The organism is Nonomuraea thailandensis (assembly GCF_024172165.1).
GTDB lineage: Bacteria > Actinomycetota > Actinomycetes > Streptosporangiales > Streptosporangiaceae > Nonomuraea > Nonomuraea thailandensis.
The window spans coordinates 7,242,673-7,254,500 of record NZ_JAMZEB010000002.1; the positions used below are offsets into that span (position 1 = coordinate 7,242,673).

The 11,828-nt window shown below is 71.8% G+C and carries 11 protein-coding genes; 7 read left to right on the forward strand and 4 right to left on the reverse strand.

Translation table 11 applies throughout. The annotated features are described in order from the left end of the window. Window positions 1-17: 17 nt before the first annotated feature. The 5 genes from HD597_RS37030 (at window position 18) to HD597_RS37050 (ending at window position 6,146) form a co-directional block, all read left to right on the forward strand. Window positions 18-986: an aliphatic sulfonate ABC transporter substrate-binding protein gene (locus tag HD597_RS37030; RefSeq protein WP_253748393.1), complete on the forward strand. Its 969-nt coding sequence runs from the start codon at window positions 18-20 to the stop codon at window positions 984-986. Further along, window positions 983-2,449, forward strand: coding sequence for a sulfatase family protein (locus tag HD597_RS37035; protein ID WP_253748395.1), 1,467 nt, complete (start codon window positions 983-985; stop codon window positions 2,447-2,449). Before HD597_RS37030 ends, HD597_RS37035 begins: the two co-directional genes overlap by 4 nt. Beyond that, the gene (locus HD597_RS37040; RefSeq protein WP_253748397.1) at window positions 2,446-4,710 is read left to right on the forward strand and encodes a family 43 glycosylhydrolase; all 2,265 of its coding nucleotides are present in this window, start codon (window positions 2,446-2,448) and stop codon (window positions 4,708-4,710) included. The genes HD597_RS37035 and HD597_RS37040 overlap by 4 nt, the downstream gene beginning before the upstream one ends. 114 nt (window positions 4,711-4,824) lie before the next feature. Next, a complete protein-coding gene (locus tag HD597_RS37045; RefSeq protein WP_253748399.1) occupies window positions 4,825-5,850 on the forward strand; it encodes a hypothetical protein in 1,026 nt (341 codons plus the stop codon). Continuing rightward, complete coding sequence (locus tag HD597_RS37050; RefSeq protein ID WP_253748401.1) at window positions 5,817-6,146, forward strand: hypothetical protein; 330 nt, start codon at window positions 5,817-5,819, stop codon at window positions 6,144-6,146. Before HD597_RS37045 ends, HD597_RS37050 begins: the two co-directional genes overlap by 34 nt. A gap of 69 nt (window positions 6,147-6,215) precedes the next feature. On the opposite strand, the gene HD597_RS37055 is transcribed toward HD597_RS37050, so the two are convergent. From HD597_RS37055 to HD597_RS37070, 4 genes are all read right to left on the reverse strand, one after another. Next, on the reverse strand, window positions 6,216-7,022 hold the full coding sequence (locus HD597_RS37055) for an ABC transporter permease (protein WP_253748403.1): 807 nt from the start codon (window positions 7,020-7,022) through the stop codon (window positions 6,216-6,218). Then, entirely contained in the window at window positions 7,019-7,849 is an 831-nt protein-coding gene (locus HD597_RS37060) for an ABC transporter permease (RefSeq protein ID WP_253748405.1), read from the reverse strand. Before HD597_RS37060 ends, HD597_RS37055 begins: the two co-directional genes overlap by 4 nt. Then, window positions 7,846-9,048, reverse strand: coding sequence for an ABC transporter substrate-binding protein (locus tag HD597_RS37065; protein WP_253748407.1), 1,203 nt, complete (start codon window positions 9,046-9,048; stop codon window positions 7,846-7,848). The genes HD597_RS37060 and HD597_RS37065 overlap by 4 nt, the downstream gene beginning before the upstream one ends. A 64-nt stretch (window positions 9,049-9,112) precedes the next feature. Further along, a complete protein-coding gene (locus HD597_RS37070; RefSeq protein ID WP_253748421.1) occupies window positions 9,113-10,171 on the reverse strand; it encodes an ABC transporter ATP-binding protein in 1,059 nt (352 codons plus the stop codon). A gap of 81 nt (window positions 10,172-10,252) precedes the next feature. On the opposite strand from HD597_RS37070, the gene HD597_RS65030 reads away from it, so the two are divergent. Both HD597_RS65030 and HD597_RS37085 read left to right on the forward strand, forming a co-directional pair. Beyond that, entirely contained in the window at window positions 10,253-11,023 is a 771-nt protein-coding gene (locus HD597_RS65030) for a FadR/GntR family transcriptional regulator (RefSeq protein WP_276083117.1), read from the forward strand. A 67-nt stretch (window positions 11,024-11,090) separates the two neighbouring features. Continuing rightward, entirely contained in the window at window positions 11,091-11,813 is a 723-nt protein-coding gene (locus tag HD597_RS37085) for a cache domain-containing protein (protein ID WP_253748423.1), read from the forward strand. Window positions 11,814-11,828 lie beyond the last annotated feature (15 nt).

An 11,828-nucleotide genomic window follows, 5' to 3' on the forward strand; every position in this document is an offset into this window, starting at 1 on the left:
GAAAGGACTGATCCGCCATGCGTTCTCTTCGCCGCGCCCTGACGGCCGCCACGGCGGTGAGCCTGCTCGCACTCTCCGTGACCGCCTGCTCCGACGACGGCTCCACGGTCCGGTTCGGCTACATCAGCGACTACAACGGCGCGAGCCTGCTCGCCATCGCCGAGAAGCAGGGCCTGTGGGAGAAGCAGGGTCTCACCCCCGAGATCAAGGTCTTCACGAACGGCCCGCTCCAGATCCAGGCGCTCGGCGCCGGCGACCTCGACTTCGGCTACATCGGCCCGGGCGCCATGTGGCTGCCCGCCACCGGCAAGGCCAAGGTCGTCGCGATCAACACGCTCGCCTACGCCGACCGCGTCATCGGCCGCCCGGGCGTCACGTCCATCGCGGACCTCAAGGGCAAGAAGGTCGGAGTGCCGGAGGGCACGTCCGGCGACATGGTGCTCAACCTGGCCCTGCAGAAGGCCGGCATGACGGTCAAGGACATCCAGAAGGTGCCCATGGACCCGGCCACGGTCGTCTCGGCCTTCGTCGCCGGGCAGATCGACGGGGCCGGCATCTGGTACCCGCTGATCGACAACATCAAGCAGAAGGTGCCGGACATGGTCGAGCTGGCCAGCACCAAGGAGTGGCCGGACAGCTCGTTCCCCACCGCCTTCGTGGGCGGCACGCAGGTGAACGAGGAGCTCACCAACAAGGTGATCAAGGTGCTGCAGGAGGCCAACGACTGGCGGGCCGCGCACTACGAGGAGTCGATCACGGAGGCGGCGTCGCTGCTCAAGCTGGACGCGGCCAAGGTCAAGGCCGACGCGGCGAACGTCAAGGTGATGACCACCGAGGACCTGGTCAACAAGACCAAGGACGGCACCGTGGCCAAGTGGCTCAACAGCCTGGGCGACTTCTTCGTCAGCACGGGCCAGCTCAAGTCCAAGGCCGACCCGGCGGCGTACTACACCGGCGACCTCTACACGAAGGCCTTCACCAAGTGAACCTGCTGTTCCTGATGACCGACCAGCACCGCGTCGACACCCTGGGCTGCTACGGCAACCCGCACGTGGCCACGCCCAACCTGGACAGGCTGGCCGCCACCGGCACGCGGTTCGATCGGTTCTACACGCCCACGGCCATCTGCACGCCCGCGCGGGCCAGCCTCCTCACCGGGCAGGCCCCGTTCAGGCACCGGCTGCTGGCGAACTACGAGCGCAACGTCGGCTACCTGGAGGACCTGCGCGAGGACGCGTTCACCTTCCCCGAGGCGCTGAAGGAGCGCGGCTACAACCTCGGGCTGGTCGGCAAGTGGCATGGCGGCACCAGCCGCAACGCCGCCTCCTACGGCTTCGACGGGCCCGACCTGCCCGGCTGGCACAACCCGGTCGACCACCCCGACTACCTGGCGTACCTGGAGGAGCGGGGGCTGCCGCCGTACCGGATCTCCGACCTGATCAGGGGCACCACGCCGAACGGCAACCAGGGCAACCTCCTCGCGGCGCGGCTGCACCAGCCGGTGGAGGCCACGTTCGAGCACTACCTGGCGGACCGGGCGATCGAGCACCTGGAGCGGTACGCGGCGGAGGGCAAGCCGTTCTTCCTGGCCACGCACTTCTTCGGGCCGCACCTGCCGTACCTGCTGCCGGACGAGTACTTCGACATGTACGACCCGAGCCTGGTCGAGCTGCCGCCGTCGATCGCGGAGACGTTCGAGGGCAAGCCGCCTGTGCAGCGCAACTACAGCGAGCACTGGACGTTCGACACGATCCCGATCGAGGTCACGCGCAAGCTGATCGCGGTCTACTGGGGTTACGTCACGCTGATCGACCAGCAGATCGGCCGCATCCTCGACCGCATGGACGAGCTGGGCCTGTCGGATCAGACGTCGGTGTTCTTCACCTCCGACCACGGCGAGTTCACCGGCGCCCACCGGCTGCACGACAAGGGCCCGGCGATGTACGAGGACATCTACCGCATCTGCGGCCTCGTCCGGATCCCCGGCGCGCCGCCGCAGGTCAGGAACGAGTTCGTGACGCTCACCGACTGCACGGCGACGATCCTGGAGCTGGCGGGCTGCGACCCGGAGCCGGCGGTGGACAGCCGCAGCCTGGTGCCGCTGGTGCGCGGCGAGCACCTCGATTGGCCGGGCGAGCTGCTCGCGGAGTTCCACGGCCACCACTTCCCCTACCCTCAGCGCATGATCCGCGACGACCGCTACAAGCTGGTCGTCAACCCGGAGTCGGTCAACGAGCTGTACGACCTGCACGCCGACCCGCATGAGCTGAGCAACCGGTACACCCACCCGGAGCTGGCGCCCGTCCGCCGCCGCCTGATGCGCAGGCTGTACGACCTGCTGCGCGATCGCGGCGACAACTTCTACCACTGGATGACGCCGATGTACGACATCGGCGAGCTGGACTACGACCCCACGCTGAGCTCTTTCGAGAAAGAGACCACTGGTTGATACGCGAACTCCTCGGCCTCGCCGCTCTGGCGGCGGGACTGATCACCCCCCTTCCCGCCGCCGCGCAGGCGGCCCCCGCCTACTCCAACCCGGTCTCGGCCGGGGTCGTGGACACCTTCCCCGACCCCACGATGATCCACGCCAAGGACGGCCTCTGGTACGCGTACGGCACCCAGAACCCGGTCTTCGACAGCAAGGGCGAGGACGGCGAGCGCATCCTGCCGATCATGCGCTCGGCGGACATGGTGACCTGGGAGTACGCCGGCGAGGTGTTCACCCCGCAGACCAGGCCCGCCTGGCACGGGGACTCCCGCCTCTGGGCGCCGGACATCAGGTACGTCGGCGGCCGGTACCACCTCTACTACTCGCTGGCCCGCGGCGATCTCGGCCTGGCCACCGCGCCGACGCCGACGGGCCCGTGGACCGACCACGGTGACGTGCTGCCGGCCGCCACCCAGGCGAGCTGCCCGACCGGGCACATCGACCAGGCCCAGTTCACCGACGTCGACGGCGCCCACTACATGTACTGGGGCAGCTACGACGTCCTCTGCGTGGCCCGGATGAACGCCGACGCCACGCTCGTCGAGGGCACCGCGACCCAGATCGCCAGGGGCCGCCGGATGGAGGGCGGGTACGTCGTCCGACGCGACGGTTTCTACTACCTGTTCTACTCCGACGCCGGCTGCTGCGACGGCGCCTTCAGCGGCTACCAGGTCAAGGCGGGCCGCTCCACCAGCCCGCTCGGCCCGTTCACGGACGACGAGGGCGTGGACCTGATGGAGCCGACCAGCAAGGGCGCCATCGTCGTCGGCTCCAACGGCAACCAGTGGGCCGGGCCCGGTCACAGCGGCTTCCAGACCGACCTGGCGGGCCAGGACTGGCTCGTCTACCACGCCATCTCGACCGCCGACCCGGACTTCCCGCCGGTGGGCGGCGGGCGGCTGACGGCGCTGAGCAAGCGGCCGCTGCTGATCGACCGGCTGGACTGGATCGACGGCTGGCCCGTGGTCCGCGCCGGGGCCGGGCCGTCCGAGGGCGCACAGCCGGCGCCGGTGACGTCGTACGAGGTGGGCGGCACGTTCGGCGAGGGCTCCCTGGCCGGCTGGCGCACCGGGAGCGGCTCCTGGACGGCGAGGACCGACCAGGACGCCCACGGCTACGCGGCGGGCAGCGGCCACCTCGTGTCAGCGCGCAGGACCTCCTCGGCGAACGTGCGGGCCCAGGCCGACCTGCGGGTCGCCTCCGGCACGGCCGGGCTGGCCCTCGCCTACGTCAACCGCGGCAACCATGTGGTGGCCCGGCTGGACAGGGCCAGGAACGCGCTGGTCACCGACGTGGTGATCGGCGGCCGGAGCCGCGGCGAGTCGGTCACCGCGCTGCCCGCCGGGTTCGGCTTCGGCGCCTGGCACACCGTGGTGGCCGAGCTGCGCGGCACCGAACTGAGCGTGCAGGTGTCCGCCGACAAGCTCGGCGACCCGGTGGCGGAGCAGCGGCGCACGCTGCCGCGCGCCGCCGCCAGGCACGGCTCGGTCGGCGTCGTGGCCCGCGGCCGGGCGGACGCCGACAACGTGGGCGCCGCCGAGCTGCACACGCCGGTCACCCAGCGGCTTCCCGAGCCGGAGCCGGGCGAGCTGCTGCCGGAGTTCAGCGACGAGTTCGAGGGCACGGCCGTGGGCGCCGGGTGGCAGTGGGTGCGCGGGCCCGCAGCCGGGGCGGCCGTCTCGGGCGGGAAGCTGTCGTGGCCGACCCAGAACGCCGAGCTGCACCTGGCCGGCAACACGGCGGCGGTGCTGTGGCGGGAGGCGCCCGAGGGCGACTACACGGTGGAGACGAAGCTCAGGTTCGCGCCGACGGCCGCCGCCCAGCAGGCCGGGCTGCTGCTGTACGAGAACGACGACCGCTACTTCAAGATGGCCCATTCCGCGCTGCCGCTGCAGCGGGGCAACGGGGTCGTGCTGCAGATGAGCGAGTTCGGCAAGGAGGGCGAGCGGCCGACGACCACGCCGCCGATCGCGGTGGCCAACGGTCCCATGTTCGGCGGGCCCGCGGCGGAGACCATGTGGTTGCGGCTGTCGTACCACTACGACGCGGCCGGCCACGAGAACGAGGTGCGCGCGGCCACCAGCCGGGACGGCGAGCGCTGGGTGCGCAACGGGGTCTGGACGCTGCCCGCGAAGAACAAGCTCAAGATCGGTCTCATCTCGATGAACCGGTCGGGCGCGGTCGCCGAGTTCGACTACGTACGGACTTATCGCGACTGATGCCTGCCCCCGATGGCTTCTACGCCATCGGGGGCGATTCCCGTTCTGCGAAACGTGTCCCCTCCGGTACGCCGAGTGTGCTTGACTCCCGCCTGGCGACCTCTGGGAGGGTTCATGGGGGAGTTGGTGGGGATCGACCCCCGCGGTGCGCATGACCTGATCCGCCGGATGGAGGCGGTGAAGGCGTTCCTGGGCAGGACCCGGCCCGGGCTCGACGCGGCGATCGCCGAGGCGGGCCAGGACTGGGCCGGCCGCCAGGGCAGCACGGCGCTGCACCGCGCCTGGGCGTTCCTCCACGAGTCCCAGCACGATCTGAAGTGGCGCATCGACACCGTCGAGCAGCTCGTGCCGGTGCGCGAGCGCGGCATGCTCACGGCGACCTTCCCGTTCGGCGCCGAGTCCGAGGCCCGGCACGAGGCCGGGCAGGCGGCCTCCGCCATCCGCGCCGCCCTCGACGCCCACGCTCCGGCCGCGGCCCAGGTGGGGCAGGCCGTCGCCGCCACGGCCGGGAAGGCCGGCGACCCCGCGTACGCGGCGGCGCTGCTGGCGGCGCTCGGGCCGGACGCCTTCGTCCGCACCCTGCACGTCCTGACCACCTCGGACGAGCACCACGCGACGCCCGCCACACCGCAGAGCGCGGGCGGGACGCGCGGTGACGCGCTCTCGGAAGGGGCGCGTGGCCAGGCCGCGTTGCTGGCCAGGGCGTTCGCCAGCGCGGAGCGCACGGGGCGGCTCGGGGACGAGTGGCAGGCGCTGGCGGAGAGCGCTCCACCGCAGGTGCTCAGCGCGCTGGTGTCGCTCGCCGGGCAGTCCGGCACGTTCCTCCACCAGGTCGCGCTCACCCTGCTCGCCGGGCCCGAGCCGGGCCAGGAGGTGGCGGACCGGCCCGCGCAGGGAGAGGACCTGGTCGCCGGGGCTGAGCCGGGCCGGCACCTGCACGGCCTCGTCGTGGCCTACGCCGCCAACCCGCTGGCGTTCCAGCAGTTCCTGGCCGAGCATCCGCGCGAGACCCGGATCCTGCTGGCCACCGGCGACCCCGCCCTGCGCCCCGCGCTGGACGAGGCGCTCAAGCCGGGCGCCGGCGCCGACGGGCTGCGGGAGCGGGCGTGGGCGAACGTCCGGAGCATCGGCGGCGGCTGACGATGCCGACCAAGGACCAGTTGCTCCGCGAGGCCGCCGACAAGGAGGCGCTCGCCGTCACCTTCCTGCGCTACGCCAGGGCACTGCCGGAGGCGCTGGAGGGCATCCCGGCCCGGCCGGGCGACTGCGAGCCGTTCTGGCGCGGCCCGGCCGCGCAGCGGTTCGTCACCCAGGTCCTCAGGATGCACAGGGAGCTGGACGACCTGGAGGACGACTGCCTGGCCACCGCCGAGAGCCTGCGCCGCCGCGCCGGACGGCTGCGCGAGCAGGCCTCCCAGGTCGCCGACCCGGCCTGACGCGAAGCGTCCCGGCAGGTCCCGGCCTGCTTGCCGCTGCCCGCCGGGGCCGCCCCGGCCCCTGGCGGGTCAGTGCGCGCCCACGTCGGACGAGAGCCGCTGGGCGAGGTAGATCGGCACCACCGAGGCCACGATGAGCGCGGCGGCCACCACGTTCACCACCGGCGCCTGGTTCGGCCGGAAGAGGTTCTCGAAGATCCAGATGGGCAGCGTCCGCACCCCCGCCCCCGCCGTGAACGTGGTCACGATGATCTCGTCGAACGACAGCGCGAACGCCAGCAGCCCGCCCGCCAGCAACGCCGACCGCATCATGGGGAACGTCACCAGCCGGAACGTCGTGACCGGCCCCGCCCCGAGATCGGCCGACGCCTCCTCCAGGCTCGTCCCCGTCCGCCGCAGCCGCGCCAGCACGTTGTTGTGGACGGTCACCACGCAGAACGTGGCGTGCCCGACCACCACCGTGAACAGCCCGAGCCCCACCCCGAACGGCTCCAGCACCGTGCGGAAGGCGTTGTTCAGCGCGATCCCGGTGACGATGCCCGGCAGCGCGATGGGCAGGATGATCACCAGCGACACGGTCTGCCGCCCGAAGAAGCGGTACCGCTGCACGGCGAAGGCCGCCATCGTGCCGAGCACCAGCGCGATCGCCGTCGCCCCGAGCCCGGCCTGCACCGAGGTCCACAACGCGTCCCGCACGCCGGAGGAGGCCCAGGCCGCGCCCCACCACCGCAGCGTCAGCCCGGACGGCGGCCAGCCGAAGGTGCGGTCGGCGTTGACGGAGTTGAGCAGCACGACGGCCAGCGGCACGTAGATCACGGCCAGTCCGGCCGCGAGCGCGAGCCTGAGCAGCAGCCGGGTCAGCCGGGACAGTCTCACAGGTTCTCCAGGGCGCCGGTGCGGCGCACGGCCGCGAGGTAACCGAGCATGACGACGACGGGCACGGTGGCCACGGCGGCGGCGAAGGGCAGGTTGTTGGCCGCGCCGATGTTGTCGTAGACGACGTTCCCGATGAGCTGCCCGCGCCCGCCGACGATCTTGACGGCGATGTAGTCGCCGAGCGACAGCGAGAACGTGAAGATCGACCCGGCGATCACGGCCGGGAAGGTCAGCGGCCACACGATCGTGCGGAACACCCGCCAGGCCCTGGCGCCGAGGTCTCCCGCCGCCTCCAGCATCGAGTTCGGCAGCCGCTCCAGCCCCGCGTAGATGGGCAGGATCATGTACGGCAGCCACAGGTAGGCCAGCGTCAGCACCGTGGCGGTCAGCCCGAAACCCCACCCCAGCAGCCCGCCGGACGACAACATGACGCGCCACGCGTACGCCTTGACCAGGTAGCTCGCCCACAACGGCGTCAGCACCGCGATCACCAGCCACCGCCGCGTGCGCGGCGAGGCCAGCTTGGCCATCGCGAACGCCATGGGGAAGGCCACCACCAGGTCGATGGCCGTCACCGCGAGCGCCACCCCGACCGAGCGCAGCACGATCGTCCGATACACCTCCCCCGTGACCAGGTCCTGGAAGTTGGCCCAGGTGAAGGTTCTGATCAGCTCGCCGGTGAAGGTGTCCACGGAGTAGAACGCGGTGACGAACAGCGCCGCCAGCGCCCCCAGGTACGCCAGCCCCAGCCACGCCAGCGGCGCCGACAGCAGCAGGGCCAGCCGTACCTTCGCCTTGCGGTGCAGGAACGCGGCGACGCGGGTCAACCCTTGATCTCCGTCCAGGCCCGCGTCCACTCGGCGTAGTCCTTGCACGTGACGTCCGTGCGGCCGTCGAGGCACTGGGCGATCGGGGTGGTCCAGTAGTGGACCTTGGAGAAGTACGTCTCGTCGGTGGCGTGGAAGGTCTCGCAGTGCTGGGGATCAGCGGTCTCCTCGCACGACTTCGCATTCGACGGGGCCTCGCCGAAGTACTCGGCGACCTGCGCGTTCGCGGTGGGCGAGATGATCCAGTCGAGCCACCGGTACGCGCAGTTGGGGTGCGCGGCCTCGGCGGCCACCATCCACGTGTCGGACCAGCCGGTCGCGCCCTCCTTGGGCAGCACGGCCTCCACGGGGGCCTTCTCGCTCTTGGCCACGTTCACGATGACCTGCCAGGTGGTGCCCACGACGGAGTCGCCGCTCTTGAACGCCTGGATCTCCTTGGTGTAGTCGGACCAGTACTCGCCGATGATCTGCTTCTGCTGCTTGAGCAGGTCCACCGCGGCCTGGAACTGCTTGTCGTCCAGCGCGTACGGGTTCTTGACGCCGAGGTCCGGCCTGGTGGCCATCAGGTAGACGGCGGCGTCGGCGATGTAGATGGGCGAGTCGTAGGCCGTGACCTTGCCCTTGTACGGCGAGTTCGGGTCGAAGACCACGCTCCAGGAGTCGGGGGCGGGCTTGACCGTGTCGGTGCGCCACATGAGCAGGTTCGCGCCGCGGCCGTGCGGGACCCCGTACGGGACGCCGTTCACGGAGTTCCACGGCTTGCTCTTCAGGCCGTCGAACACGTCGGTGTAGTTGGGGATCAGGCTGGTGTTGACCGGCGCCACGGTGCCGGCCGCGATCAGGCGCAGCGAGGCGTCGCCCGAGGCGGAGACCGCGTCGTACTGGCCGGTCCGCATGAGCGTGACCATCTCGTCGGAGGTGCCGGCGACCTTGGTGTTCACCTGGCAGCCGGTCTCCTGCTCGAACGGGGTGACCCAGTCGACCTTGGGGTCGTTGGTGCCGTCCTCGACGTACCCGGCCCAGGCGACGAGGTTGACCTGGCCCTCGCCGGAGCCGAGCGCCTGCGGGGCGTCCAGCTTGGGCGGGACGAAGCCGCTCTGGCCGGGGGCGGGCGCGCCCGTCGGGGTGGGGGTGGCGCCACCGCAGGCGGTGGCGAGCGCGAGGGCCGCCGCTGCGAGGGCTGTTCCGATCCGTCGCATTGCCTTCTCTCCCAGGTGATCGCTTGGTGATCGCTCGTGGTCGCTCGGTGATCGCTCGTGGTCGCTAGGTGATCGCGAACTCGTGCCGCCGCTGCCACACGAGCCGGACGCGGGCGCCTCTCAGGCCCGTCACCTCCATGGAGGAGACCTGGAGGTTCTGCTGGAGGGCGATCAGCCGCCCGCCGGCGTCGAGGTCCACGACGAACCGGGTGGCGGCGCCCGCGTACACGACCTCGGCGACCGTCCCCGTGGCGGAGTGCTCGCCGGGGCCGGTCGTGCCGGCCACGGCGAGCTCCCCTCCGCCTGGCTCGCCGAGCACGACGCGCAGCTTCTCGGGGCGCACGCTGTAGGTGCCGGCGCGGCCGAGGATCTTCTCGGCGGCGGCGCCGGAGATGAGGTTGGACGTGCCCACGAAGCCGGCCACGAACTCGGTGGCGGGCCGCTCGTACACCTCGGCGGGGGTGCCGACCTGCTCGATCCGTCCCCGGTCGAAGACCGCCACCCGGTCGCTCATCGTCAGTGCCTCCTCCTGGTCGTGCGTGACGAACAGGAACGTGATGCCGACCTCGCGCTGCAGCTCCTTCAGCTCGACCTGCATCTCCTCGCGCAGCTTGAGGTCGAGCGCGCCGAGCGGCTCGTCGAGCAGCAGCACGCGGGGACGGTTGACCAGGGCCCTGGCCAGCGCGACCCGCTGCCGCTGGCCGCCGGAGAGCTGGGCGGGGCGGCGGGACTCGAAGCCCTCCAGCCGCACCGAGCGCAGCGCGGCCACGGCCCGCTCGCGCCGCTCCGCCTTGGGGATCTTCTTCACCCGCAGGCCGTACTCGACGTTGGCCAGCACGTCCATGTGCGGGAACAGCGCGTAGTCCTGGAAGACGGTGTTGACGTCGCGCTCGAAGGGGGCCAACCGGGTGACGTCCCTGCCGCCCAGCTCGACCGTGCCGGCGGTGGGCGGCTCGAAGCCGGCGATCATGCGCAGCACCGTGGTCTTGCCCGATCCCGACGGGCCCAGCATGGCGAAGAACTCGCCGTCGCGGATCTCCAGATCGATCCCGTCAACGGCCGTGACCGGCCCGAACTCCTTGCGCAGCCCGCGTAAGCCGACGGCTGTCTCGCTGCCTGGCATAACCTAAAACATATGGTTTCAAAGGTTTTACGACAAGGGCGTCTCCTGTATCAATGTCGTTGACGCTGGGGAAGGTGGGGCATGGCGACGAGTGGATCCCACCTGGCCGTGTTCGCACCCGTGGGGGGCGCCGGCCGGGTGGACGCGGTCGTGCGCCGGCTCTCCGACGCCATCGCGCTCGGGCTGCTGGCCGACGGGGAGCAGCTGCCCAGCGAGGCCGAGCTGGCCGCGCTGCTCGGGGTCTCCACGGTCACGCTGCGGGAGGCGCTCATGGCGCTGCGGCAGCAGGGGCTGGTCGAGACGCGGCGCGGACGGGGCGGCGGCAGCTTCGTCCGCACGCCGAGCGAGCCGCCCGAGCTGGGGGCACGGCTGCGCGCGTTCACCGTGGACGAGCTGCGCGACCTGGGCGACCACTACGCGGCCATCGCCGGCGCGGCGGCCCGGCTGGCGGCCCTGCGGGCGCTGCCCGGAGACGTGGCGCCGCTGCGGCGCACGCTGGACGCCATGGCCCGCGCCGGCTCACGTGAAAGCAGGGCCGGGCCCGGGCTCGGCGCCGACGCCAGGGCCGTCTTGCGCCGCCTCGACGGGCGGTTCCACATCGAGGTGGCGGCGGCGTCGCAGTCGGCACGACTCACTCAGGAGGAGATCCGGTTACAGGCCGACATCGGGCCGTTGCTCTGGCTTCCGTACGACGAGCCCGGCGGGCACGATGAGGCCACGGCCCAGCATCGCGCCATCGCCGAGGCCATCCGCCGCGGAGACCCCGGCCAGGCCCGCGACCTGGCCGAACAGCATGTGCTCGACGCGATCGAACGGCTGATCGAGCTGCGGTTGCGGCTGGCGGACGCCTGACCGCGCGCCGCGGCTCGCCGGCCGTCGCCCGTGGCGGGCGCGACCACAGGCACGGAGGTAGCGCGCGATGCCCCAGCCCTCGACTCCCACCACCACGGCCGCCCGCGTCGAACGGGCCGTCTCCCGCGTCGCCGGGACGGCGCGGGGCGTGTTCGCCGCCCTGGACGAGGTCCGCGACCGCACGGCCGCGCTCGCCCGGACGCGAAGCCCCCTGGCCAAGGCGGACCTGGCCGAGCTGCGGCCCGCGCTCTTCCGCCACCTCGGCGGGCTCGTCGCGGGCATCGGGTTCATCGCCGCTCCGGGGCTGCTGGCGGACGCGCCGTGGTACCTGGAGTGGTGGCAGGACGACTCCTCGGGCCCGCCGGTGCAGCTCCTGCGCAACCTCGACCCGGCCAGCAGCGCGTTCTACGACTACACGCACTGGGAGTGGTACACGGGGCCGAGCGAGGGGGCCGAGCGGACGATCTGCGGCCCGTACGTGGACTACCTGTGCACCGACGAGTACAGCCTCACGCTGTCGGTGCCGGTGACGGCGGGGGGCGCGTTCGTCGGGGTGGCGGCGGCCGACGTGTTCGTGCGGCGGTTCGAGGAGGCGGTCGTGCCGGCGCTGCGGGAGGTGCCGGTGCCCGCGTTCGTGATCAGCGCGGCGGGGCGGATCGTGGCGTCCAACACCGCCAAGTGGATCGGCGGGTCGGCGTTCCGCGGCGAGGCGGGCTTCGGCGTGCATCCGTGCGGCGGGCTGCCGCTGTCACTCGTCGCCGCAAAGGACGCAAGCCTCTTGCGCTTATAACGCAAGAATTTGAGG